General features: G+C 63.4%; 13 protein-coding genes, 1 other RNA gene and 3 pseudogenes. 12 read left to right on the forward strand and 5 right to left on the reverse strand.

Translation table 11 applies throughout. From position 1 onward, the window contains the following. The first annotated feature begins 6 nt into the window (after positions 1-6). From ACM0PK_RS02685 to ACM0PK_RS02705, 5 genes are all read left to right on the forward strand, one after another. Positions 7-2,082: a putative bifunctional diguanylate cyclase/phosphodiesterase gene (locus tag ACM0PK_RS02685; protein WP_049439371.1), complete on the forward strand. Its 2,076-nt coding sequence runs from the start codon at positions 7-9 to the stop codon at positions 2,080-2,082. A gap of 419 nt (positions 2,083-2,501) precedes the next feature. Continuing rightward, positions 2,502-2,942, forward strand: a complete 441-nt coding sequence (locus tag ACM0PK_RS02690; RefSeq protein WP_080355721.1) for a roadblock/LC7 domain-containing protein — start codon at positions 2,502-2,504, stop codon at positions 2,940-2,942. A 69-nt stretch (positions 2,943-3,011) separates the two neighbouring features. Further along, positions 3,012-3,371, forward strand: a complete 360-nt coding sequence (locus tag ACM0PK_RS02695; protein WP_049439369.1) for a roadblock/LC7 domain-containing protein — start codon at positions 3,012-3,014, stop codon at positions 3,369-3,371. 474 nt (positions 3,372-3,845) lie between these two features. Continuing rightward, complete coding sequence (locus ACM0PK_RS02700; protein WP_153643736.1) at positions 3,846-4,424, forward strand: hypothetical protein; 579 nt, start codon at positions 3,846-3,848, stop codon at positions 4,422-4,424. Next, positions 4,417-4,977, forward strand: a complete 561-nt coding sequence (locus ACM0PK_RS02705; protein WP_049439368.1) for a GTP-binding protein — start codon at positions 4,417-4,419, stop codon at positions 4,975-4,977. The genes ACM0PK_RS02700 and ACM0PK_RS02705 overlap by 8 nt, the downstream gene beginning before the upstream one ends. 23 nt (positions 4,978-5,000) lie before the next feature. On the opposite strand, the gene ACM0PK_RS02710 is transcribed toward ACM0PK_RS02705, so the two are convergent. After that, a complete protein-coding gene (locus ACM0PK_RS02710) occupies positions 5,001-6,035 on the reverse strand; it encodes a site-specific integrase (RefSeq protein WP_049439379.1) in 1,035 nt (344 codons plus the stop codon). A gap of 24 nt (positions 6,036-6,059) precedes the next feature. Here ACM0PK_RS02710 and ACM0PK_RS02715 point away from each other — a divergent pair. Together ACM0PK_RS02715 and ACM0PK_RS02720 are read left to right on the forward strand one after the other, a co-directional pair. Further along, positions 6,060-6,272 (forward strand): annotated as a pseudogene (locus tag ACM0PK_RS02715) (transposase); the annotation flags it as partial. Between the two features lie 64 nt (positions 6,273-6,336). Further along, positions 6,337-7,491, forward strand: a complete 1,155-nt coding sequence (locus ACM0PK_RS02720; protein ID WP_414608120.1) for an IS30 family transposase — start codon at positions 6,337-6,339, stop codon at positions 7,489-7,491. 9 nt (positions 7,492-7,500) lie between these two features. On the opposite strand, the pseudogene ACM0PK_RS02725 reads toward ACM0PK_RS02720, so the two are convergent. Together ACM0PK_RS02725 and ACM0PK_RS02730 are read right to left on the reverse strand one after the other, a co-directional pair. Further along, positions 7,501-7,758, reverse strand: a pseudogene (locus ACM0PK_RS02725) (transposase); the annotation flags it as partial. A 308-nt stretch (positions 7,759-8,066) separates the two neighbouring features. Further along, positions 8,067-9,269 carry a tyrosine-type recombinase/integrase gene (locus ACM0PK_RS02730; protein ID WP_049440220.1) on the reverse strand — a complete coding sequence of 401 codons (1,203 nt, stop codon included), beginning with the start codon at positions 9,267-9,269 and terminating at the stop codon, positions 8,067-8,069. Positions 9,270-9,964: 695 nt separating this feature from the next. Here ACM0PK_RS02730 and ACM0PK_RS02735 point away from each other — a divergent pair. Beyond that, positions 9,965-10,369, forward strand: a complete 405-nt coding sequence (locus ACM0PK_RS02735) for a DUF6165 family protein (RefSeq protein ID WP_414607214.1) — start codon at positions 9,965-9,967, stop codon at positions 10,367-10,369. A gap of 18 nt (positions 10,370-10,387) precedes the next feature. On the opposite strand, the gene ACM0PK_RS02740 is transcribed toward ACM0PK_RS02735, so the two are convergent. Then, on the reverse strand, positions 10,388-11,434 hold the full coding sequence (locus ACM0PK_RS02740; protein ID WP_061479958.1) for a glycosyltransferase family 9 protein: 1,047 nt from the start codon (positions 11,432-11,434) through the stop codon (positions 10,388-10,390). Between the two features lie 20 nt (positions 11,435-11,454). Between ACM0PK_RS02740 and ACM0PK_RS02745 the strand changes: the two genes are divergently transcribed. Both ACM0PK_RS02745 and ACM0PK_RS02750 read left to right on the forward strand, forming a co-directional pair. Next, positions 11,455-12,204: a 3-deoxy-D-manno-octulosonic acid kinase gene (locus tag ACM0PK_RS02745; RefSeq protein ID WP_134972602.1), complete on the forward strand. Its 750-nt coding sequence runs from the start codon at positions 11,455-11,457 to the stop codon at positions 12,202-12,204. Beyond that, complete coding sequence (locus ACM0PK_RS02750) at positions 12,204-12,971, forward strand: MBL fold metallo-hydrolase (RefSeq protein WP_154350292.1); 768 nt, start codon at positions 12,204-12,206, stop codon at positions 12,969-12,971. Before ACM0PK_RS02745 ends, ACM0PK_RS02750 begins: the two co-directional genes overlap by 1 nt. A gap of 156 nt (positions 12,972-13,127) precedes the next feature. On the opposite strand, the gene ffs is transcribed toward ACM0PK_RS02750, so the two are convergent. Continuing rightward, positions 13,128-13,218: signal recognition particle sRNA small type (gene ffs, locus ACM0PK_RS02755), an RNA gene on the reverse strand. A 300-nt stretch (positions 13,219-13,518) separates the two neighbouring features. Here ffs and ACM0PK_RS02760 point away from each other — a divergent pair. Both ACM0PK_RS02760 and ACM0PK_RS02765 read left to right on the forward strand, forming a co-directional pair. After that, positions 13,519-13,836 (forward strand): DMT family transporter, encoded by a 318-nt coding sequence (locus tag ACM0PK_RS02760; RefSeq protein WP_414607213.1) that lies wholly within the window; start codon positions 13,519-13,521, stop codon positions 13,834-13,836. A gap of 358 nt (positions 13,837-14,194) precedes the next feature. Next, positions 14,195-25,085: pseudogene (locus ACM0PK_RS02765) on the forward strand (autotransporter-associated beta strand repeat-containing protein). Positions 25,086-25,135 lie beyond the last annotated feature (50 nt).

Raw genomic sequence — 25,135 nt, forward strand, 5'->3', positions numbered from 1 at the left:
TACGCTATGTCTGGAACTTACAATGATATTCTGGTTCTACTTTCGCTTCTTGTAGCAATTCTCGCTTCCTACACTGCATTGGACATGGCAGGCCGGGTGGCTGCAACTAAGGGCGTCGCGTCGCGCTGGTGGTTGATCGGCGGCTCCCTTGCGATGGGCCTAGGCATTTGGTCGATGCATTTCGTCGGGATGTTGGCGTTCGACTTACCGATACCGCTCGGTTACGACCTTGCCATTACACTTTATTCGATGATTGCCGCGATCGGCGCGTCGGTTTTCGCGCTCTGGCTGGTCTCCAGGCCCAAGCTCCCGGTTAGCAGGCTGATGCTTGGCGCGATCCTTATGGGGCTCGGCATCGCGATGATGCACTACCTGGGCACGGCTGCGCTTCAGATGCAGCCCGGAATAGAGTACGACCCCACTTGGTTCGTCTTGTCCATTTTGATCGCAATCGCAGCGTCAGGCACCGCGCTATGGATTGCCTTTCGTCTTAGAGCAGGTGCGCGCGGACAATACCGTTGGCGCTTTGTTGCGGCCGTGATCATGGGGCTTGCGATCGTAGGCATGCACTACACTGGCATGGCTGCTGCGCGGTTCTTGCCGGGCAGCTGGTGCGGTGCAGCGCGTGATGGTGGTGTGCCAGCACATTGGCTGGCAGTCTTGGTAGTTGTCACTACGGTCGCGATTATGGGAGTTGCATTGATCGTATCGGTGCTGGATCGCCAAATGCATCTAAGAACGCGCCATCTTTCCAGGTCGTTGGCGCGTGCACACGATCAACTCGTGCAGGCCGCTCTACATGATCCGCTGACAAGGCTTCCCAATCGCGTTCTCCTTCAGGATCGACTTAAACAGTCTATTGAGAAGGCACAGCGAAAACGCGAACAGTTTGCTGTCATGTTTCTTGATTTGGACGGATTCAAGAGCATAAACGACGCCTATGGTCACCAAGCCGGCGATGCCCTTCTCCTGAGCGTCGCTGAACGGATCCGCGAATTGCTTCGAAGCCAAGACACTTTTTCGCGCATGGGCGGCGATGAGTTCGTCTTGATCGTGCCCACCAGTGATTCTCAGGATGCTGCTGTTGTAGCTCAGAGGATAATCGACACAGTAGCCCTCTCTATTAGTATCGAGTCTGCTGAAGTGCATGTCACAGCTAGCATTGGCGTGGCTATGTATCCTTCCGACGGAGCCACTGAGCGAGAGCTAGTGGCACATGCCGACGCAGCGATGTACCACACTAAGAACAATGGCAGGAACGGATATACGTTCTATTCGCCTTCCATGAACGTCAGCGCTCATCAACAGCTTGAGCTTTTGAGCGACCTACGAAGGGCCATAGATCGTAAAGAACTTGTTCTACATTACCAGCCAAAATTCGCCGGCCCAGATTGCTCGTTGGTTGGCTTGGAAGCACTTGTCCGTTGGTGTCATCCAGAGCATGGTCTCTTGCAGCCAAGTGAATTTATTCCAGTCGCGGAGCGCAGCGGGTTGATTCTGGCACTGGGCGACTGGGTCCTGAATGAGGCTTGTCGGCAAACAAGGGAATGGAAGAACGATGGATACCAGGTTCCGAGTGTGGCGATCAATCTATCGCCGCTTCAGTTCTCTTCAGCCGCCCTTATCGATACGGTAAGGATGGCATTAGAAAGCAATAATCTTGGCCCTGGTTTGCTTACGCTCGAGATTACAGAGACGACGGCCATGCGCGATGCCGACGCAACTTTGAGGGTCTTGGACGAACTTACGGCAATGGGTGTACAGATTGCTATCGATGATTTCGGTACCGGCTATTCAAGCCTCCTGTATCTGAAGCGATTGCCTGCAACAGAGCTAAAAATCGATCGCGCCTTCATCACCGATCTGGAATCGAACTCTGAAGATGCTGCCATCGTTGCCTCAATAGTTGCGTTGGGGCGAGCGCTGAATCTACGTGTTGTTGCAGAGGGTGTAGAAACCCAAGGGCAGCGCGAACATCTCAAACAGCTGGGCTGCGATGTGTATCAAGGTTACTTATTGTCGCGCCCCCTAGAGCCGAATCAACTAACGCATCTGTTTGCAAACGTTCGCTCAAAGGGCTGAGTGGTATCAGTGCCCTTAGCACTTCAGTGAGAGGTTCATAGCTGCCGGCTCTGACCTCTTCGCTGACTGACCTCTAGCGGTAGATGCCAATTTGGTACCAATTGGCGTATGTGGCCAAGATGGCCAGTCCAGAACTAGACGCTCGCTAGTAAAGAGCGCCCACCCCCTCCAGTTCTCTCGGCCTCCGCTATGGTTTGTGAGGCTTGGCAACCGCTTTGGTTTGTCCTACGGGAAGGCGCTCCACCATTTATGAATGTGACGGTGGTTGTCGTGAAATGTGAATTTCACTAACATTTGTGACGCACAGCGTCATTCTCGCGCGCCGCGTATCACTGATTGCGCCGCTAGCAGTGCCATTTATCACAACCCACTACTTGGCATGGTTCCTGCTCAACAGGATCCGTACAGGAGAGTACGCCTTGCATACAGCCACCATTGAGAAGGTTCTTAGCGTCATGGGAGACAAAAGCCATGAAGTCCCGCAAGTCGACAAGGAAGTTTTGCTGCAGGAGTTTCGGCGCGCGAAGCAGCGGACTCCCGGCGTTTCAATGCTGCTGCTAACCACTGCAGACGGGCGTGCTTTGGCTGCGCTTGATGAGCACGGCAGTGATCCACGACGGCTAGCTGCAATGACCAACTCTTTCCTTACCTTGGGAGAGACGGTAGTCAAAGAGCTTGGTTTGGCTGCGGCAGACTACGCAACCATCGCGACACGTCAAGGAAACATGGTGCTGATTCGAATGGATCACGCCAAGCCTATGACATTAGCTGCACTAGGCACATTCGATATCAATGTGGCGGTGCTCCTGTTTGCCGCTCGCGAATGCGCTACTCGAATTTCGGCTCTGATGCCGAAGTAGTCCCGATGCACTCACATGTTCCTCCCTGCATCAGGGAGGTCGATTCACCAACCCTAAGGAAAGAAGAAGATGTCGAAGTTGAACCTTGACGGTCTCGGCCAGATCACAGGCTTTGTGGGCGTTGCCCTTGTTGACAGCGATAGCGGGATGGCGATGGCCACGCTCGGCGGTGGCAACCTGAATCTGGAAGTAGCAGCTGCTGGTAACAGCGATGTTGTGCGCAGCAAGCGTCGTGTTGCCGAGCAGTTGGCACTGGACGATACCATCGAAGATATCCTGATCTCGCTGAGCAAGCAGTACCACATTATTCGCCCGCTGGAGAGCAATCCGACATTGTTCCTCTACGTGGTGCTTGACCGTGCGCGGGCAAACCTGGCCATGGCGCGTCACGAGCTGAAAAGCTTCGAGAAAAAGCTGGATTTCAGCTGATTCCGAGGCACCACCGGCTGAACTTGCGGCCGGTGGTGCGCAACGCCTTGATCGGCACCCCTCATCACCTTCAAGTCCATGTTCTCCCCCACATCTTACGATTTCACCGTCGCGATGGCCGGTTTGGAGTTATTGCCAGCCACACGCCTTAAGTTGGCGTGTTCGTTGCTCGCGGCCGAGCGCCTCACCGTACGCCTAGTTGAGTGGGGTGCAGAGCCCGCCGCACTGTTGGTAGCAGACGAGACAAGCCATGCTGGCCGCCATGCGATCCAATCCGCAAGGCAGGACAACGTGCCTTCAATTCGCTTGCATGGGGCGCCGGTTGCCTCTGGCACCATGCAGGCTCTACCGAGGCTGGCGACAGTTCGAGAGTTCGTGGATGTACTGAAGTCCAGTCTTAAGAGCAGTCCATCCAGGGCGATGAGTCAGCCATCGGCATGGGATGTGCCACTTGTTCAGCCTATGCTGGAGCACATGCGTCTTGATCGCCGTAGAGAGAAGCGCACGCTACTAGAACTTGGCCTTTTTCGACTGGTCAGCGATACCCGCAATGGACAAGTGCATATGCTGCGACGGATGCCGTTGAATGAGCTCCTAGGGTGTGCCGTAAAGTCCGATTGGCGTGTGAGGGAACTAACAGAAGACGAATGGAAGTCCGTCTACCTGCCTGATGTCACGCGCAGCTACGAGACAGAGACCTTGTGGTGGCGCCTATTGCCTTATCTTTCAAACGAAGACCTGCCTCTCGTCACTGATGAGCTTCGCTTGCGGACGTGGCCAGACCTGGACGTCGGCGCCACGCCGGCCTCATGGGCCTTGGCGCTCGCTTACCTCGATGGCCAATCTTGGCGCGCCGGTTCTCTGGCTTCGGTGGCGAACGAGAGCGTTGACGAAGTGCAGAGGATCATGGCGCTCGTTCGCCTAAGCGGCTTGGAAGCATCTCTATCTGATCCGGGAGCAAGTGTGCGCGCCGTTGCCTCGCGCCACGCCGAAACTTTGTTGCGAATGGCAAAGCGTTTTGGTCTGAAACTTTTTGGGAAAGCTCATGGATAACTACGGCAACAAACTCGTCTTTGTTGGCGGCATGGGAGCAGGCAAGACCACGGCCATCCGTGCGATATCGGACATTGAACCGGTCAGCACTGACATGCCGTTAAGTATCGATGCCACAGAAGAGAAGTCTTTGACCACGGTGGCGTTGGACTACAGCAGCGTGGACTTGGACGATGGCGAACTCCTGCATGTCTACGGAGTTCCTGGTCAGAAGTATCTGAATTTTATGTGGCCAATGGTTTGTACGGGTGCAATCGGAATCATCGTTCTGGTTAATGCATGTCAAGGTGATGCCGTTGACAGCACATCAGAGCTGTTGAAGGATTTCGGCGTGCTCGCCCCGGAGGCGAGTTTCGTTGTGGGCGTGACGAAAAGTGATTTGGCGCCAAGCTTCCAACTCACTACATTCCGTGACGCACTTAACGCCGGTGGGTTCCGAATGCCGGTGATGAAAGTCGATGCGCGCGTTACGACTCAGGTCGAGTTTTTGATCAAGACCCTACTTTCTTACCAACATGCGGGATCGCAGTTAAGCCAAGGGCATACAGTCTGACTGTGCGGGTAGAGATGCAAAGGCTATAGAACATCTAATAGCCGGGCGGCGGGATTCTGGCTTGCCTCGCCGGCTTGGTAGTACCCGATCACACTGGACACGGCCCGGTGTTCAGTCATGGCCATCAGAGCGGGCAGGGCAATGCCTTGGCGAGCGCCTTCGGTGACGAACCCCGAGCGCAGACTATGGCCGCCGAAATCTCCCTCCAGCCCGGCCATGCGTGCACGCCGCTGAATGATCGTCGCCACGGCCTTGTCGCTGAGCCCTGGCCCCACGCGCGGGCCCCAGAGGCGGCGGAAGATCGGCCCCTCGGTAAAGGCCGCGGCATGCAACCAGGCAGACAGTGCCTGCGCGGCCGCCCCCAGCACAGGCTTGTCCGGGCTCGAGCCGGCGGTCGGGCCGGCCTGCTGCGTCTTACTGTGGCCCAACCAGTAGACGTAACCACCCTCAGGCAGCGCCCTGAGATCAGCCAAGTCGGCGGCAGCGATCTCGCTGCGCCGGCGCCCGCCGGAAGCAAAGCCAAAGCAGAGCAGGGCACGATCGCGTAGGCCTTCCAGCGACTGGTCGCAGGTCGCGAGCAGGGCCTCGAGCTCGGCGCGGGACAGTGCGGTCTTCTTGCGAGGCCGCACGCCTTGTTTGACCGCCGCGCGCCGGCTACGAGCCAAAAGGTGGCGCACGGCGGGGGATTCGGCTGGGTTGGAGACGACCTGACGCAACCGGTGCGCCGTGGATAGCACGGCGACGCGGTGCACCACGGTAGCCAGCGACCACGGTCCCGGACGTTTCTTGAGGCCACTGGTCACCAGCAGCGCATCCAGCTCCGCTGGCAGTTCCCAGGCCTGACCAGTGTGAGTGCGGCGGGGCAGATGGTCGACGATGAACTGGATCACCGCCGCCTCCGGCACCGGCAGTGCCAACGACTCCCCGTAGCGTCCCTGGAACCAGCCAGCCCAGTAGCGCAGGGCACTGGCATAGCTGCGGGTGGTGTTGGCCGAGGCGGCGGCGGCCTGGACCCGACGTCCCCCCGGTTTTGAGTAGCACGGCGAATTGGAGTCCAATCCCACCTGACCAGGAGATTGGACGTGAAGAAACGCTTTTCCGAAGAACAGATCATCGGTTTCCTGCGTGAAGCCGACGCCGGCATGGCGGTCAAGGACTTATGCCGCCGACATGGCTTCAGCGAAGCCTCGTACTACCTGTGGCGCAGCAAGTTCGGCGGCATGAGCGTGTCCGATGCCAAGCGGCTCAAGGCTGAGCTGAGGCGGGTGACCGAGGAGCGCGACATCCTAAAAAAAGCCGCGGTGAGTTCAACCCGTCAATGCAACATGATCAACAGTTGCACTGATAGGAGCGAACGATATGGCAAGGATGGGGCGGCCCGGCATGTCTCGAGCCCAGAAGCGAGATCTATGGCGACGATGGAAGGGCGGCCAGTCGCTCAGCGACATTGCCCGCTTCTTTGACAAGAATCCGGGTTCGATTTTCGGGGTTCTGGCCGCGCAAGGCGGGATCGCGCCGAGGGAACGTCGCCGATCCGCCCGGTCGCTGAGCTTAATGGATCGCGAAGAGATATCTCGATGCCTAGCTTCTGGCCAGTCGTTTCGCCAGATTGCGCTCAGCCTAGGGCGGCCTACCTCGACGATTAGCCGGGAAGTGGCACGGCATGGTGGCCGTGACCGATATCGGGCCGCACATGCCGATGAGGCCGCTTGGGAGGCAGCCCGGAGGCCACAGTCTTGCCGGTTGGCCGATAACCCTCGTCTGCGCTGGTTGGTGGCTTGCAAGCTGGGCCAGCAGTGGTCGCCGGAACAGATCGCCGGCTGGCTTAAGCTGAGGTTCCCGCTCAACCAGGCACTGCAGGTGTCGCACGAAACGATCTACCGGAGCTTGTTCATCCAGGCGCGCGGCCTGCTCAAGAAGGAACTCCTGGCGCACCTGCGCACGCGTCGCCGTATGCGCCACTCAAAGCTGGCCACCGCGATGCCTCGCGGCGGGATCATCGACGCGGTATCGATTCGGGAGCGTCCGGCGGAAGTCGAAGATCGCGCCGTGCCAGGGCATTGGGAGGGTGATCTGATCACGGGCAGCAACAATTCCCACATCGCGACGCTTGTGGAACGGCACTCGCGCTTCGTGATGCTGGTGAAAGTGAAGGGTAAGGACACCAGCAGCGTCGTCTCGGCGCTGAGCCGGCAAGTGAAAACACTGCCAACCGCGCTGCGAAAATCGCTGACGTGGGATCGAGGCGGTGAGATGGCCAGCCACAAGAACTTCACCGTGGCGACCGACACGCAGGTCTACTTCTTCGATCCGCAAAGCCCTTGGCAGCGCGGTTCGAACGAAAACACCAATGGCCTTCTGCGGCAGTACTTCCCCGACGGCACGGATCTATCCCGCCATTCGCAGGCATTCTTGAACAAGATCGCCAGACGTCTCAACGAAAGACCTCGTAAGACCTTGGGCTTCCAGACGCCAGCCGCTAAGCTGAGCCAAGCCGTTGCGTCGACGGGTTGAACTCACCGCGGCTTTTTTTAGGATGTCGCGCTCCTCGGTCACCCGCCGCAGCTCGGCCTTGAGCCGGCGAATCTCAGCCGAATCGCTCAGCACGGCGATAGTGCCCGGTGCACGCACCGTCTTCTTGGCCGCCTGCACCCAGCCGTACAGTGTGTGCTTGGGAATCCCGATCCGGGAGGCTACGTCCACGACTGTAAAGCCGCGCTCGATTACCTGCTTCACCGCCTCTGCGCGGAACTCATCCGTGTACTGCTTGCTGTTGCCCATAAACACCTCGGTCATTGCCATCAATTATGGCGTCCGAGTGTCTACGAAAGGCTGGCCGGTCCAGTACGAACTAAACGGCTGAAGAGTGTCTGCAAAAGCCTACGCGATTGAAGATGGCAGTTTGCTGTCGGTGACCCTTTTACACAAAATCTACGACAGGCCCCGGTCTGGGTACGGTGCCCCTAAAGCTGCACGCCTACGTGGTGCTGCAAGCGCGCTGATTGCTGTGGTCTGAGACTATATGCGGGCTTATTACTGCCTTGGAAACGGGCGGGGCCCGCGTCAGTGCATTTATAATTTGTTCAGTGTTATTGCTCTGGCTGAATGTAGTCAGCCCACGCCTGCATCATTGGTCGGCGCTGATCCAGTAAGTCGGTTCGATGATATGCCGCCTCAACCTGATTTTTAACGGTGTGAGCTAGGGCGCGCTCAGCCAAGTCCCTAGCATATCCTTTTTCGCTGCACCAGTCGCGAAAGCTAGAGCGAAATCCATGTGCTGTGGCTACTCGGCCCTCTGAATCGCTGGGCGCCGAGAGTCTACGTAATAAGGCAGTCAGCGTCATATCTGACAGTACCTTTCGGGCTTGAATGGATGGGAATACGAGTTCTTCGTCATGGCCGACTTGCTGTTGGAGCAAGGCCACTGCCTGCTTGGAAAGTGGGACCCTGTGAACTTGTCTAGCTTTCATTCGGTCTGCTGGAACTATCCATAGCCCGTTACGTAGATTCACCTCACTCCAAGTCATGGCTCGGACCTCGCCGGAGCGGGCGCCCGTCAGGATCAGAAAAAGCAACGCGCGCCGGGTCACGTCGAATTCACGTGTGGTTGCCAACTCCGCTCCGACAAATGTGGGGACGTGCTGCCAATGCATTGCGGGCTGGTGTTCTTGGCGGATCGTCTTGCTGGGTTGCTGAGGGAGCAAGTGGTTGACCACATCCACGGGGTTGGCTTGGTTGAATCCGTGCGCCCAGCCCCAAGCCATTACGGCATGAATACGCTGTTTAACGCGTGAGGCAGTTTCAGCCTTTTCAAGCCAGATGGGGCGTAGAACTTCGGCGATGTGCCGAGGCTGTAGCTGGTCGATCGGCAGGTTCCCAATTTTCGGGAAGACATACTCGACCAGTGTGTTGATCCACTGCTGGGCATGTTTCTCATTCCTCCAGCCAGGCTTCATCTCGGTGTGGACCTGTGTGGCAGCCTCCTGAAAGGTCGGTATCTGGAGCTTGGTGGCTTCCAGAGCTTTCACTGTTAAGGGGTCCTGTCCCGTCGTGATCAGGTCCCGCATCTCTCGAGCCAGCTTCCCTGCTGCGGCAATAGTGATTTGTGGATAGCCGCCCAACCCAGCGTTCCTGCGTTTCCCCGTCGTGGGGCTGACGTATCGAAATACCCATTTTCCTTGGCCCTTCAGGGTCGATGAGGGGAGGAGGCTCAGGCCTGTGACGGCTCCATGAGGTACTGCGCGACTCCCGGGAAGGATGCTTCGAGCTTTGACATCGGTGAGAAGTGGCATGGATTTTCAGTTGCTTCCGGTATGCCATCCAGTATGCCATTTTGAGAGGGCTGGTGATGGATGCTCTTGGACATGTCTGGATTTGAAAGTGTTGTAAGATATTGAAAAGAAAGACTTAAATTATTGGCCTTTGGATCGTTACGGACCGGGCTGGACGAATACTAGGCAGACCCCCTCTCCGCCAGATAAAGAAAAAGGGCTGCCGAAAGGCGGCCCTTTTTCTTTATCTGGCGCGGGACGCGACGCGCTTTGCGCGTCGCCCCAAACGTTGCCGTGCAACGTTCGGGCCCCTCCCTTTGCCGGCCTCTCCCCGCCCCTGTCGGGGCAGCCCCTCAACAGAGGGGCTTGTTTCTCCAGATGCATCCGTAGATCCACGTCATGCGTGGATGGACAGCGCGAGTTGCGCTGTAGTGACCACGTCCTGATCTGGCGCGGGACGCGACGCGCTTTGCGCGTCTCCCCAAACGTTGCCGTGCAACGTTCGGGCCCCTCCCTTTGCCGGCCTCTCCCCGCCCCTGTAGGGGCAGCCCCTCAACAGAGGGGCTTGTTCCAGCAGATGCATCAGTAAATCCACGCCATGGGTGGATGCAGTTGCTGCAGGGCTGGACCATCCACGCGCGGCGTGGCTCTACCTGAACTGTCCCATCGCCAGTCGCGGGTTAAACTGCACACATCACTTGCTGGAGCTTTCCCCGATGACCGCTGAAATCCTCGTCCCCGTGTCCTTCGGCGAGCTGCTGGACAAGATCTCGATCCTGCAGATCAAGTTCGAGCGCATCAGCGACGAGGGCAAGCTGGCCAATGTGCGCAGGGAGCTGTCGGCGCTGGAGCAGACCTGGATGGCACACCCGGCTGCGGTGAAGGACATCGCCAAGCTGCGTGCCGAGCTGAAGGCGGTCAACGAGCAGCTGTGGGACATCGAGGACGACATCCGCCTGAAGGAGAAGGCGCAGGCGTTCGACCAGGGCTTCATCGACCTGGCGCGCAGTGTCTACCTGCGCAACGACGAGCGCGCGCGCATCAAGAAGGCGATCAACCTGGCGCTGGGTTCGGCGTACGTGGAAGAGAAGTCCTATCAGGATTACGCGCAGCGCACGTGATCCCGGGCAGTCCGCCGCTCACCCCAGATGGTCGGCGACGTAGCGTTCGAAGGCGGCGATACCGTCTTCGACGGTAATCAGTTCCATTACATCGTCGAACTCGATCTTGGTGCCCCACTTCAGATCGGTGGCCTGCTTGGCCAGGTACTTGCGCGCTGCGTCGTCGTAGCGGTCCACGCAGTAGCGGCGGTCCGAGTACGGGCCACTGCGGTTCGGGTTGCTGGCCGCATGCAGTCCCAGCACCTTGGTGCCCATTGCGTTGGCGATGTGCATCGGGCCCGAGTCCGGGGTCATCACCAGGTTGGCGCGGGCCAGCAGGGCGGGCAGCTGCTTGAGCGTGTCCTTGCCGACCAGGTCCAGTGCCGGCGTCTGCAGCTGCGCTTGGATCGCATCGGCCATGTGGCGCTCCAGTTCGCTGCGGCCACCGCACAGCACCACCCGCCAACCGCGCTGGACGGCATGGTTGGCCACCGCGGCGTAGCGGTCGGCGTACCAGTTGCGGCGCACGTGGCTGGAGCAGGGCGAGATCATCAGCACCGGGCGGCCATCGTCCTGCCACTGCGCGGCGGCCCACTCGAAGGCGGACGGCGGCACGGCCAGATCCCAGCTGACTTCGGTCTGGCGCAGGCCCAGCGGCTCGCAGAAGCTGCCGATGGCATCCAGCACGTGGATGCCGGGGCGATCGGGAATACGCTCGTTGATGAAGAGCCCGTGCAGGTCCTTGGAGCGGCTGCGGTCGTATCCGATGCGGCGCTCGGCCGGAATGAAGGCCGACAGCAGGTTGGCGCGGAACGCGACCTGCATCTGCAACAGCGCTTCAAAGCGCCCCGGTGGCAGTTGCCTGCGCAGTTCCTTGACCCCGGCCATGCCGCTCTTCTTGTCGTAGGCATGGAAGGTGACGCCGGGCAGGCCGTCAAGCAGCTTGTGGCCAACCTTGTCGATGATCCAGTGGATCGGCGTGTCCGGGCGCGCAGCCTGCAGGGTGCGCACCAGGGGCACCACGTGGGTGACATCGCCAAGTGCGGACAAGCGCAGGAGGCACAAGGAGGAGGACGCTGATGCCATGTGTTGTTAGACTCAATGAAATGGTCGCATTCGACGCCAATGAAGCGCTGACGCCATGCCGCGAGGGTCGCGGCATCGGGGCCATTCTGTTCGACCGCGAGCGGCTGCGGCAAGCCGATATTGGCCTGTTCTCGCCCCAGCACTGGGGCAGCAAGGCCCGCCCGGTGGGCGAGGGCGGCCGCGGCAGCGCCTGGTTCGTCGATGCGCCGTTCGGTGCCAGCGTGCTGCGCCACTACCTGCGCGGCGGCATGGCGGCCCGGATCAGCCTCGACCAGTACCTCTGGCGCGGCTCGGACCGGACCCGCAGCTTCGCCGAATTCCGCTTGATGCGCGCGCTGCGCGAGAAGAAGTTGCCGGTGCCACGGCCGATCGCCGCGTTCTACATGCGCGAGGGCCTGCGCTACCGGGCCGCGATCCTGATGGAACGGATCGAGGGTGTGCGCTCGCTGGCCGACCGCGCACTGGTTGCGGGCCGGGGCGCGCCCTGGGAGGAGACCGGGCGGCTGATCGCCCGTTTCCACCGTGCCGGCCTGGACCATGCCGACCTCAACGCGCACAACATCCTGTTCGATGGCAGTGGCCATGGCTGGCTGATCGATTTCGACCGTGGGGTGATCCGCATTCCGGCCACCGGCTGGCGCGAACGCAACCTCAAGCGGTTGCTGCGCTCGCTGGTCAAGCTGCGCGGCGAGCGCAGCGTGGAAGATGTGCAGAAGGACTACGCACGGCTGCGCCGTGCCTATGACATGGCCTGGAACCGGGGCACCTGATGGACTGGTCGTTGCGTTTCCTCGGCGTCGGCAACGCGTCGGCGGTCGAGCTGGGATCGCCGATGTCGGTGATCGAGCGCGGTGGTCGCCCGTGGCTGACCATCGATTGCGGCGGTGAAGGCCTCACCGCGTTCAAGGCGCACTACGGGCACATGCCGCAGGCGCTGTTCGTCACCCATGTGCACCTGGACCATGTGGCCGGCTTCGAGCGCCTGTTCGTGGACACTTTCTTCAATGCGAACCGGCGCGGCAAGGTGCGACTGTACGTGCCTGCCACGGTGGTGCCGCTGCTGCACAAGCGCATTGCTGACTATCCCAACGTGCTGGCCGAGGGCGGTGCGAATTTCTGGGATGCCTTCCACCTGATCGTGGTGGGCGAGGCGTTCTGGCATGAGGGGGTGCGCCTGGAGGTGTTTCCGGTGCGCCATCACTGGCCGGAGACGGCCTATGGCCTGCGCCTGCAGGGCGCGCTGACCTGGAGCGGCGATACCCGGCCGATTCCGGAGATGCTGGCGCGCTACGCCGACGACAACGAACTGATCGCCCATGACTGCGGCCTGCACGGCAACCCGTCACACACGGGCGTGGACGACCTGGAGCGTGAGTACAGCACTGAACTGCAGGCGCGGATGATGCTCTACCACTACGCCAGCGTGGCCGATGGCCAGGCGCTGGCCGCGCGCGGGCACCGCGTGGCGCAGCCGGGGCAGTGCGTGCCTCTGGCCGACCCGACCGCGCCGCACGTACTGGTGCAGGATCCGCCGTGAGCAGGACCGGCCAGCCCGCCGATGCGGCGCGGGCCGCCGAACTGGAGGCGCTGGAGCGCGCGCTGTAGTAGCGCGGGGCCATGCCCGGCAAAGGGCGCCAACCAGGGTTGGCATCTACCAGAGGCGAGGGCGTCGCCGGAAAAGGCGGTGGCCCCGCCGGCTGGCCTCGGCGCCCGCGTCGATCGATACCGTTGCTGCCTTCCGGCCCTGGCGGGGTTTTCGACCTAGCGTCGCGAGGGGCCGACGGGGCCACCATAGAGACGTTGGCCGCCCGGTGGGCGGCCAGTTCACGGATCAGGGGAAGCAGCGCGCGATGCGCCGGAGACCACAGCCGGACCGCACATCGGCTGACCGATGGCAGACCCTCATTCTAGCGCAGGCCGGGCCATCGACGCCAGCGTCACGCACTGAACTGGCTGTAACCCGTTCCTGGCCACGGCGGCCGGGCGTGGCCCCCGTTGCTAGAATGCCGGCCAGGAGGAACGACCTCCCCACATCGGGAATCAAAGACCAGGACGGCCTGGCCCTACCAAGAGGAGGGGCCGTCATGGCCTGGATCTATCTATTGTTTGCCGGACTGCTGGAAATCGTCTGGGCCGTGTCCATGAAGCAGTCCGAAGGCTTCACCCGTCTCACCCCCACCGTGGTCACCATCATCGGCATGATCGCCAGCTTCTGGCTGCTGGCGGTGGCCATGCGCCGCCTGCCGCTGGGCACCGCCTATACGATCTGGACCGGCATCGGCGCGGTCGGCGCGTTCGTGGTCGGCATCGTGTTCCTGGGTGAGCAGGTCAGCCCGATGCGGATCGGTGCAGCGGTGCTGATTGTTTCCGGCCTGGTGCTGATGAAACTCTCCAGCAGCTGAATTTATTTACTCATGGCGGGGAATGGATTCTCCGCCACATGCAGCGATACGCATTTTCGGCAAAACCATTCTGCCGGCCCCTTTTATTTGACGTGCGTCATGAAAATGGCGCGCGTGATTCACATGCCGCAGGCACCGCCGGTCGCACAGTGCCGCCATTCGTCGGGCGAAATCGGGGAGTTTTCGCCTTGAGGGACACGCTGACGTACCTGTCCCGGGGTGCGATCACGTGAAGATGTGAAGATTTTCAGGAGTTAATGCCTTCAGGCCTTGTTCCCGTATCGGGAGCAGGGGTGGACCGCATTGTCTCGAAAAACCTGCCAGCTGTGCCATCCGGTCTTTTCATGGAGATTTGCCGATGAACCGCATTTACCGTCTGGTTTTCAATCGCGCCCTTGGGGTAATGCAGGTTGCTTCGGAGGTCAGCCGGAATCCCGGCGGAAGCGCGGTCGGCGCAGGGCGGGTGCCGCGATTGCGGGCGCACCAGCTGGCGGCGGCATTGGCCGCCACACTGGCCAGCGGATCGGCATTCGCGGCGTGTACGGGCACCACGACCGTAAACTGCGACAGCACCACCAACATCAACAACTACTCCAACGCGACCAGCGGCCTCACGCTGAACATCGCCGCGGGTGCGTTGCTGCGTACGCCGCCGTTCGTAGGCGGAGGCAACGCAGCAACGCTGACCGGCGACAACGTGACGGTCAACAACAATGGCACGATTGATCCGAGCTCGATCGTCCTTGCCTCGCCCGGCCTGGTCATCGGCAATGGTTCTGCCAACAACAGCGCGATCGTCGTCAACAACAACGCCAGTGGACAGATCAAGGGCGTCGTCAACATCGCAACGCTGCTGGGCTTCGGTGGACAGGCGCTGGTGGCACAGAACGTCAACGGCACCACCACCATCAACAATGCCGGCCTGATCAGCACGTCCTTGATCGGTGTGGGCAGCGTTTCCGACGCGACCACGGTGGTGACCTACGGTGGTGCGGCAGCCAATGTGACCAACACCGGCACCATCGACGGGCGTGTCGGCCTGGGCGCTTCTGGCGGTAATACGTTCCTCAATGCGGGGGCGGTCAACGGTAGCGTTCATCTGGGTGATTCAACCGGCGGCAATACCTTCACCGCAGTGTCGGGTTCCAGCGTTGTGGCCGGCGGTGGCACCGCCCTTGCCGGCGTGATTACGGGTGTTACCGGGGTGAAGGTTGCGGCAGCGGGAACGGTCGACGCGGGTACCGGCAGCGGTGCGGGCAACAACGCGCTGGTGCTGCAGAACAGTTCCGCCGGTCCCGGGTCAGGCACCGGCGGAGCGGTGACCACACTCGGCTGGAACCAGTACCTCAACTTCCAGAAGCTCACCGTCAACAGCGGTACCTGGAACCTGCAGGGCGCATGGGGCGCATCCGGCCCGACGACGCTCAATGATGGCCTGGTCAATTTCAACAATGCCGGTTCATTCGGCACCGGGCTGTTCACGGCCAACGGCGGTGCCATCGCATCCTCCACGGCCGGTCTGAATCTGGCCAATGCGTTCAACCTCGGCGGCAATCTATCCCTGGCCGGGACCAATGCGTTCGGCTTGAATGGCGTGCTTTCAGGCGCTGGTGGGCTGACGGTCAACAACACCGGCATTGTTACTCTCGGCGGCGCAAACCTGTTCTCCGGGGGCGTCAACCTCAATGCCGGCGGCCTGCTGCTGGGCAATGCCGGTGCACTCGGCAGCGGCAACCTGACCGTCGGTGGCAGCGCCTCGCTGGATACGACGGCAGGCTTCACCCTGGGCAACAACCTGGTGGTCAATGGCGGGGGCTCGCTGAACCTGCTGGGCAGCAATGCGCTGACATTGAGTGGCTCGATATCCGGTGCCGGCAACGTGACCAAGAACGGTGCGGGCATGCTGACCTTGAACGGTGCCAATTCGCTGAGCGGCAGCTTCAACCTGGCCGGGGGCGCGTTGGCGCTGGGCGCAGGCGGCAGCCTGTCGCCCACCGGTGCGATCTCGCTGGACGTTGGCACCAGCCTGGATCTTTCGGCGGCGGCCGACCAGACCATCGGCTCGCTGGCCGGCCTCGGCGGTTCGGTCAACCTCGGCAGCCACACCCTGACCCTGGGCGGGCTGGGCAATACCAGCTACAGCGGCACGTTCGCCGCAGGCACCGGCGGCCTGATCAAGGTCGGCACCGGTGTGCAGACCCTGTCGGGCGTCAACAGCCTCACGGGCGGTGTTGCGCTCAACGCCGGTGGCTTGTTGCTGGGCAATGCCGCCGCGCTGGGCAGCGGTACGCTCTCTGTCGGCGGCAACACCACCTTCGACGGCACCACGGCGCTTGCGCTGACCAATGCGGTCAGCCTCGCATCGGGTGCCAGCCTGAATCTGCTTGGCGGGCAGGCGCTGACGTTCAACGGGGTGATCAGCGGCGCGGGTGGCCTGATCAAGGATGGTGCATCGTCACTGACCCTCAACGGCGCCAATACATTCGGCGGCGGTCTGGCGCTCAACGCCGGCAGCCTGGTGCTGGGCAACGGCGGTGCACTGGGAACCGGCGCACTGAACGTCGGCGGCGCGGTATCGCTCGACGCCAGCACCGGGCTCACCGTGGGGAATGGCATCACACTGGGCGCCGGTGGTTCGCTCAATGTGCTGGGCTCGAACGCGTTGACGCTGGGGGGGGTCATTGGCGGCAGCGGCAGCCTGGTCAAGACCGGCGCTGCCACGCTGACGTTGGGCGGCGCGAACACGTTCACCGGTGGGCTGGCGGTGAATGCCGGAACGGTGGCATTGGGCAGTGGTGGGCGCTTGGCGGCGACCGGCGCGGTCAGCCTGGCCGGCGCTGGCAGCGCACTGGATATCGCGCTGGGTGGCAACCAGACCATCGGTGCATTGTCCGGTGTGGCGGGCAGCACCCTGGCGCTGGGCAGCAGCACGCTCACCTTCGGTGATGCCACCAACCAGACCTTCGCCGGCGTGATCGGCGGCACCGGTGGGCTGATCAAGCAGGGTACCGGCGTGCAGACGCTGACCGGTGCCAATACCTTCAGCGGTGGGGTGAATCTTGCGGCCGGTGGCCTGGTGCTGGGCAACGCCGGTGCGCTGGGAAGCGGTGCGCTGACGGTCAGTGGCAACGGCTCGCTGGACGCCACTGCGGCGCTGAACCTGGGCAATGCGATCAACCTCGGCGCGGCCCTGACCCTGCCGGGCAGCCAGGACCTGACCCTGGGCGGCAACATCACTGGCACCGGCAGCCTGGTCAAGAATGGCGCGTCGACACTGACCTTGAACGGCACCAACACTTTCAGCGGTGGACTGAACGCAAACGCCGGCAGCCTGCTGCTGGGCAACAGCGGCGCGCTCGGTACTGGAGTACTGGGCATCGGCGGCAACGTCACGCTCGATGGCAGCGCCCCGTTGAGCCTGACCAACAATGTTGACCTGGGCGCGGGTGCGGCGCTGTCGTTGCCGGGCTCGCAGGCGATCACGCTGGGTGGCGTGGTGTCCGGTACCGGCAGGCTGGTGAAGAACGGTGCCAGCACGTTGACCCTCAACGGCGCCAACAGCTTCGGTGGTGGGCTCACCGTCAACGGCGGCGGCGTGTTCCTGGGGAACGCCGGCGCACTGGGCACCGGTGCACTGTCGGTGGGCGCCACTGCCACGCTGGACAGTTCAGCAGCGCTGAACCTCGCCAACAACGTCAACCTCGGGGCAGGCGCGGCGCTGGATCTGCTGGGCAGCCAGGACGTGTCACTGGGCGGTCTCATCAGTGGCACTGGCAGCCTGGTCAAGAATGGTACGGCCACGCTGGCGTTGAATGGAACCAACACCTTCAGCGGGGGTGTCGGCCTCAACGCGGGCCTGCTGCAGCTGGGCAATGCGCAGGCACTGGGTACCGGCCAGCTGGACGTGGGCGGTAACGCTTCGCTGGATGCAACGTCTGCACTCACCGTAGGCAACCTCATCGGCCTGGCCGCCGGTGCGAATCTCTCCGTGCTGGGCGGCAATGACCTGACGCTCACCGGTCCGGTATTCGGTGCCGGTGGGCTGATCAAGGACGGCGCGGCCCGTCTCACTCTGTCCGGCGCCAACCTCTACACCGGTGGCACCACCATCAACGCCGGCACGCTGGCGCTGGGGGGCGGGCGGCAGTCTTGCCGCGGCCGGCGCGGTGGATCTTGCGGGTGCCGGTGCGACGCTGGACATCTTCGCAGCCGGTGCGGCGCAGACCATCGGCGCGCTGAACGGCGTGGCAGGCAGCCAGCTGGTGCTGGGCGCGCAGTCGTTGACCTTTGGCGGCGCCAGCAGTGGCAGCTTTGCCGGCGTGATCGATGGTACCGGCGGTCTGATCAAGGCAGGCGCGGGCGTACAGACGCTGTCCGGTGCCAATACTTTCAGTGGTGGCCTTGCACTCAACGACGGTGGCCTGATTCTCGACAACGCCAGCGCACTCGGTACCGGTGCACTGGGCATTGGTGGCACGACCACGCTGGACAGCACCGTGGCGCTGAACCTGGCCAACGCAGTGAACTTCGGTGCCGGTACGCAGCTGACGCTGGGTGGCAGCAACGATCTCACCCTCGGTGGTGTGGTGGCCGGCGATGGCAGCCTGATCAAGAACGGTGCGGGCCTGCTGACCCTCAACAACACCAATACCTTCAGTGGCGGCCTGACCTTGAACGGCGGTGGCCTGGTGGTCGGTGCGAATGATGCGCTCGGTACCGGCGCGCTGGCGGTGAATGCCAGCACCACGCTGGACACGGGCGCGGCAGTGACACTCGGCAATGCGGTCACGCTGGGCTCGGGCGTCGTACTGACGTTGCCGGGCAGCAATGCGCTGACGCTGTCGGGCGTGGTCGGCGGCAATGGCAGCCTGGTCAAGAATGGTGCCACCACGCTGACGCTGTCCGGTGCCAACACCTACAGCGGCGGTACCACCATCAATGCCGGCACGCTGGCGCTGGGCGCGGGCGGCAGCCTTGCTGCAGCGGGTGATGTCACGTTGGGTGCAGGCGCTGGCTTTGATATTTCCGGTGCCGGCAGCAGCCAGACCATCGGCGCGCTCAACGGTGCGGGTGGCAGCACCCTGGCGCTGGGCGGCAATTCGCTCACCTTCGGTACGGCCGGCAACGCCGCGTTCGATGGCGTGATCAGTGGCGGCGGCGGTCTGATCAAGGCAGGCGCGGGCGTACAGACGCTGTCCGGTGCCAACACGTTTGGCGGCGGCGTAACGCTCAACGCGGGCGGACTGGTGCTTGGCAATGATGCAGCGTTGGGCACTGGCGCATTGACTGTTGGTGGTGCCGCCACGCTGGATACCACCGGCCTGGCAACGCTGGCCAACAACATCGCGCTCAACGCCGGGCTGACCGTGCTCGGGACCAATGCACTGACGCTCAACGGCGTCCTGTCCGGGGCCGGCAGCCTCACCAAGAATGGCAGCGCGACGCTGACCTTGAACGGCGCCAACACCTATAGCGGTGGCACCAACATCAACGCCGGCACGCTGGCGCTGGGGGCCGGTGCCAGCCTGGCGGCGAGCGGTACCGTGAACCTCGCCACGGGTGCCACGCTGGATCTGTCTGCCGGCAGCGGCACGCAGCAGTTCGGCACCCTGGTCGGCAATGGTACGGTGAACCTCGGTGCCAACTCGATCGAGGTCGGCGGCGCCACCAATGGCACCTTCAGTGGCTCGATCGCAGGCACCGGTGGCCTGACCAAGGTGGGCGCGGGCATCGAAACGCTGACCGGTGCCAACACCTACACCGGCGGCACCTTCATCAACGCTGGCACGCTGGCGATTGGTCCGGGCGGCAGCCTGGCCGCGACCGGCGCGGTGACGCTGAGCGCTGCGGGCACCGGCTTCGACATCTCCACCGCAGGTGCCAACCAGACCATCGGATCGTTGAACGGCGTGGCCGGCTCGACGGTGAGCCTGGGGGCACAGACGCTGATACTCGGTGGTGTGGGCAACAGCCTCTTCGATGGCGCGATTTCCGGCACCGGTGGCCTGGTCAAGAATGGCGCCGGCATCCTCACGCTGGGTGGCGCCAATCTGTTCAGTGGTGGCGTTGCACTGAATGGCGGTGGCCTGGTGGTCGGCAACAGCGCTGCGCTCGGCAGCGGCGCGTTGACGGTCGGAAGCAACGCAACGCTGGATGCAACGACCGGCGTCAGCCTTGCCAACAACATCGGGCTGGCAGCGGGTGCCAGCCTCGATCTGCTCGGTAGCCAGGCGCTGACGCTGGGGGGCGTGATTTCCGGCACGGGCGGACTGATCAAGGACGGTGCGGCCACCGTAACCCTGAGCGGTGCCAACACCTACACCGGGGGGACCACCATCAACAGCGGCACACTGGCAATCGGTGCCGGTGGCAGCCTCGCCGCAACCGGTGCGGTGAACCTGGCCGGTGCGGGCACGCTCGACATCTCCGCGGGTAACCAGGCCATCGGTTCGCTGGCCGGCGTTGCAGGCAGCACGGTGGCGCTGGGCGGCAGCACACTGACCCTGGGCGGCACCGTGGACAGCACCTTCAGCGGTGTGATCGGCGGCAGTGGCGGCCTGATCAAGAACGGTGCGGGCGTGCAGACGCTCAATGGCGCCAACACTTTCAGCGGTGGCGTGGCGCTCAACGCCGGTGGCCTGGTGGTCGGCAACAATGCTGCGCTGGGCACCGGTACGGTGACGGTCGGAGGCGCTGCGACGCTCGATTCGAACACTGCGGTCATCCTCGGCAACAACTTCATCCTCAGCAATGCGTTGACCGTCCTGGGCAGCAACAACCTCACCCTCAACGGCAACCTGAGTGGTACCGGCAGCCTGACCAAGGAGGGTGCCGCGACGCTGACCTTGAATGGCACCAACACCTATACCGGCGGCACCAACATCAACGCTGGTACGCTGGCACTGGGTGCGGGCGCGAGCCTGTACGCCAGTGGCATCGTCAACCTGGCCTCGGGGGCGACCTTCGATCTGTCGGCAGGCAGCGGCACGCAGCAGTTCGGTACCCTGATCGGCAACGGCACGGTGAATCTGGGCGCCAACACGCTGACGATCGGAGACGCCACCAATGGCACGTTCAGTGGCTCGGTGGCCGGCTCCGGTGGGCTGATCAAGGAAGGCTCCGGTACCCAGACGTTGACCGGCACCAACACCTTCACCGGTGGCACCACCATCAACGCCGGCACGCTGGCGATCGGCGCCGGTGGCAGCCTCGCTGCGACGGGTGCGGTGAACCTGGCCAACGCCGGTACCACCTTCGACATCAGTGCGGGGGGCGCGCAGGCGATCGGTTCGCTGGCAGGCGTGGCAGGCTCTTCAGTGGCGTTGGGTGGCAGCATGCTGACCCTCAATGGCGTGGGCAATACCACGTTCGCCGGCACCATCGGAGGTGCAGGGGGGCTGGTAAATAACGGCGCAGGCATCCAGGGCTTGACTGGCGTCAACGTCTTCACGGGCGGCGTGACCCTCAATGCCGGTGGCCTGCTACTGGGCAACGACGGTTCGCTGGGAACCGGTGCGCTGACCGTAGGCGGCAACGCCAGCCTGGATGGCACCAGCGCGCTGACGCTGGCCAACACCGTGCAGCTGGCCAGCGGCACGCTGACTCTGGGCGGCAGCAACGCACTGACCTTGAACGGCCCGATCAGCGGCGCTGGCGGCCTGCTGAAGGATGGCGCGGCGACGGTCACCCTCGGCGGTGCGAGTACCTATACCGGTGCCACCACCATCAACAGTGGCACGCTGGCGGTGGCGGCCGGTGGCAGCCTGTCCGGTGCCAGCACGGTCAACCTGGCCGGTGCCGGTACGCTGGATATCAGTGCCGGTGGCAGCCAGAGCATCGGAGGCCTCGCTGGCGTGACCGGTTCCAGCGTGGTGCTGGGCGGTGCAACCCTGACTACCGGCGGCAACAACGGCAGCACGACCTTCGCCGGCGTGCTCAGTGGTACCGGCGGCCTGGTGCAGAGCGGTACCGGCACGCTGACCCTGAGCGGCGACAACACCTATACCGGAGGCACCAGCATCAACGGTGGCAGTACGCTGCAGATCGGCAACGGCGGCAGCACCGGTTCGGTGCTGGGCGACATCACCAACAACGGCAGCCTGGTCTACAACCTCGGCACCACGGCAACCGTGGGCGGTGTAGTCGGCGGCAGTGGCAGCCTGACCCAGGCCGGCAGCGGCACGCTGGTGCTGACCGGCAACAACACCTACACCGGCGGTACCACCATCAATGCCGGTGGCACATTGCAGATCGGCAACGGCGGTGCGACCGGCGCGATCGTCGGCGACATCACCAACAACGGCGCGCTGGTATCCAACGTGGCCGGCAACACCACGCTCGGTGGCACCATCAGCGGCAGTGGCGGCCTGACCCAGGCCGGCAGCGGCACGCTGACCCTGACCGGCAACAACACCTATACCGGCGGCACCACCATCAATGCCGGTGGCACGTTGCAGGTGGGCAATGGCGGTGCGACCGGCGCGATCACCGGCAACGTTGCCAACAACGGCAGCCTGGTGTTCGACGTTGCGGGCAACACCACGGTCGGCGGTGCGATCAGCGGCAGTGGTGGCCTGACCCAGGCCGGCAGCGGTGTGCTGACCCTGGTGGGCAACAATACCTACACCGGCGGGACCACCATCAATACCGGCGGCACGCTGCAGGTGGGCAACGGCGGCGCGACCGGCGCCATCGCTGGCGACATCACCAACAATGGCGCGTTGATTTCCAACGTGGCCGGCAACACCGCGCTGGGCGGCACCATCAGTGGCAGCGGCGGCCTGACCCAGGCGGGCAGCGGTACGCTGCTGCTGACCGGGACCAACACCTATACCGGCGGCACGACCATCAACGCCGGCAGTACGCTGCAGCTGGGCAATGGCGGGGCAACGGGCTCAATCGTCGGTGATGTCACCAACAACGGCACGCTGCTGTCCAACGTGGCCGGCAACACCACGCTGGGCGGCACCATCAGCGGCAGTGGCGGCCTGACCCAGGCCGGCAGCGGTACGCTGACCCTGACCGGCAACAACACCTATACCGGCCCGACCACCATCAACACGGGTGGCACGCTGCAGGTGGGTAATGGCGGCGCCACCGGTGCGATCGGCGGCAGCGTCACCAACAACGGCAGCCTGGTGTTCAACGTGGGCGGCAACACCACCGTCGGCGGCGCCATCAGCGGCAGCGGTGGCCTGACCCAGGCGGGCACCGGTACCGTGATCCTGGCCGGCAACAACACCTATACCGGCGGCACCACCATCAACACCGGCGGCACGCTGCAGGTCGGCGATGGTGGCGCCAGCGGTGCGATCACCGGCAACGTTGCCAACGACGGCAGCCTCGTGTTCAACGTCGGCGGCAACACCACGGTGGGCGGCACCATCAGCGGCAGTGGCGGCCTGACCCAGGCCGGCACCGGCACCCTCACGCTGACCGGCAACAACACCTACACCGGGGGTACCACCATCAATGCCGGCGGCACCGTGCAGGTCGGCAATGGTGGAGCCAGCGGCGCGATCACCGGCAACATCACCAACAACGGTGGCCTGGTCATCAATACCGGTGGCACCACCACGCTTGGCGGCAGCATCACCGGCGGTGGCAGCATCGTGCAGGCCGGCCCGGGCACGCTGAATCTGGGCGGCAACAGTGGTGGCTTCAGCGGCACCGGCCAGGTCACCGGCGGCGGCCTGAATGTCACCGGCAACATCGGCGGACAGTGGACCATCGGCAGCGGCACGAACCTGTCCGGCACCGGCACCATCGGGGGTACCGGCGGTGGCGTGACGGTGTCCAGCGGCGGCGTGCTGTCGCCGGGCAATGGGCCGGGCAATGGCGGTGGTGCAGGCAACGGCACCGGCACGATCACGGTGGGCGGCAATCTGAACCTGTCACCGGGCAGCACGCTGGGCATCGACCTGGGCGCCACCGGCAGCGACACGGTGCAGGTCGGCGGCAGCGCGAATGTGGGCGGCAGCACCGTGCGGGTGAATGCCATTTCGCCGAGCACCAGCTACCAGCAGGGCCAGCAGTACACGGTGGTCAATGCGGGCGGTGGCGTGAGTGGGCAGGTCGCCTCGGCAACCTCGCCGTCGGCCTTCCTGACCATCACCCCGGTCTACACCGCCAACACGGCCAACCTGCAGATCGACGTGGCGCAGACCGCAGCGTTCACCACCGTGGCCAACACGCGCAACCAGTACAACACCGCCGCGGCGCTGGACAGCCTGCCGCAGAGTGGCGCGGCGCTGGGCCTGTACAACACGGTGCTGATCTATGACGCCGGCACTGCGCGCAGCGCGTTCGACCAGCTCTCTGGTGAAGTGCACGCGGCCAGCCGCGCGGTGCTGCTGTACGACAACTACCTGGAAGAAGGCATCCGCCAGCGACTCGGCAGCGAGTTGCCGACCGTGCGTGGCGAGCGCGCTTCGGCCTGGTTGGCCGGCAGCGGCAAGGTGTTCAGGCAGGATGGCGACGGCAATGGCGACGAGATCCGCGCCAATCGCAATGCGCTGATGGCCGGTGTCGACTGGCAGCTGGGCGAGCATGTGGTGCTGGGTGCAGCGGCCGGCAACGAACGGCTGGATACGCGGCTGTATGATCGCAGCTCGCGGGCCCGCCTGCGTGGCCACACGTTCGGCCTGTATGCACAGGGACAGTGGAACAACGGCTTCGCGGTTGGCGGCAGCGTGTCGCGCGGTGACTACCGGACGCGCACCACGCGTGAAGTGCCGTTGTTGGGCCAGACCCTGTACAGCCGCCAGGATTCCGATGTGACCATCGCCCAGGTGGAAGGCAGCTGGACATGGACCCACGGCAGGACCCAGCTGCAGCCCTATGTGCAGTTCACCAAGCACTGGGTCGACAGCGATCGTGCGGTGGAGCAGGGCGGCAGCGCGGCACTGGTGCTGGAAGGCGGCAAGGACACGCTCAATGTCAGCACCGTGGGCGTGCGTGGGCGCTGGGACGTGGGCAGCGGCGAGCGCTTCCCGGCGCAGCTCACGGTCGGCCTGGGCTGGCAGCATGCCTCGGGTGACACCGATGTGGCCAGCCGCAACCGCTTCGCGGTGGGCGGCGACGCCTTCGATGTCTACAGCGCGGTGATGGCACGCAATGCCCTGGTCAGCCAGGTGGGTGTGGCGGTCGGCCTCGGCCGCAACAGCCAGCTGTCGATGTTCGTGCAGGGCCAGCATGGCGATGGCCGCCGCGATGTCGGCGGGCAGATCAACCTGCGCGTCGGGTTCTGAGGGAGCAGGCGGGCGGTAGAACCACGCCCTGCGCGGATGGCAGGGGCGGG

Source organism: Stenotrophomonas sp. FR010 (assembly GCF_047520755.2).
In the GTDB taxonomy this organism is placed as follows: domain Bacteria; phylum Pseudomonadota; class Gammaproteobacteria; order Xanthomonadales; family Xanthomonadaceae; genus Stenotrophomonas; species Stenotrophomonas sepilia.

Coding starts and splice junctions, on each gene's coding strand:
- ACM0PK_RS02745 (WP_134972602.1), top strand. CDS start 11,455: ATGGTCGCATTCGACGCCAATGAAGCGCTGACGCCATGCCGCGAGGGT.
- ACM0PK_RS02695 (WP_049439369.1), top strand. CDS start 3,012: ATGTCGAAGTTGAACCTTGACGGTCTCGGCCAGATCACAGGCTTTGTG.
- ACM0PK_RS02685 (WP_049439371.1), top strand. CDS start 7: ATGTCTGGAACTTACAATGATATTCTGGTTCTACTTTCGCTTCTTGTA.
- ACM0PK_RS02730 (WP_049440220.1), bottom strand. CDS start 9,269: ATGCCACTTCTCACCGATGTCAAAGCTCGAAGCATCCTTCCCGGGAGT.
- ACM0PK_RS02700 (WP_153643736.1), top strand. CDS start 3,846: ATGCGTCTTGATCGCCGTAGAGAGAAGCGCACGCTACTAGAACTTGGC.
- ACM0PK_RS02720 (WP_414608120.1), top strand. CDS start 6,337: ATGGCAAGGATGGGGCGGCCCGGCATGTCTCGAGCCCAGAAGCGAGAT.
- ACM0PK_RS02740 (WP_061479958.1), bottom strand. CDS start 11,434: ATGGCATCAGCGTCCTCCTCCTTGTGCCTCCTGCGCTTGTCCGCACTT.
- ACM0PK_RS02750 (WP_154350292.1), top strand. CDS start 12,204: ATGGACTGGTCGTTGCGTTTCCTCGGCGTCGGCAACGCGTCGGCGGTC.
- ACM0PK_RS02760 (WP_414607213.1), top strand. CDS start 13,519: ATGGCCTGGATCTATCTATTGTTTGCCGGACTGCTGGAAATCGTCTGG.
- ACM0PK_RS02735 (WP_414607214.1), top strand. CDS start 9,965: ATGACCGCTGAAATCCTCGTCCCCGTGTCCTTCGGCGAGCTGCTGGAC.
- ACM0PK_RS02705 (WP_049439368.1), top strand. CDS start 4,417: ATGGATAACTACGGCAACAAACTCGTCTTTGTTGGCGGCATGGGAGCA.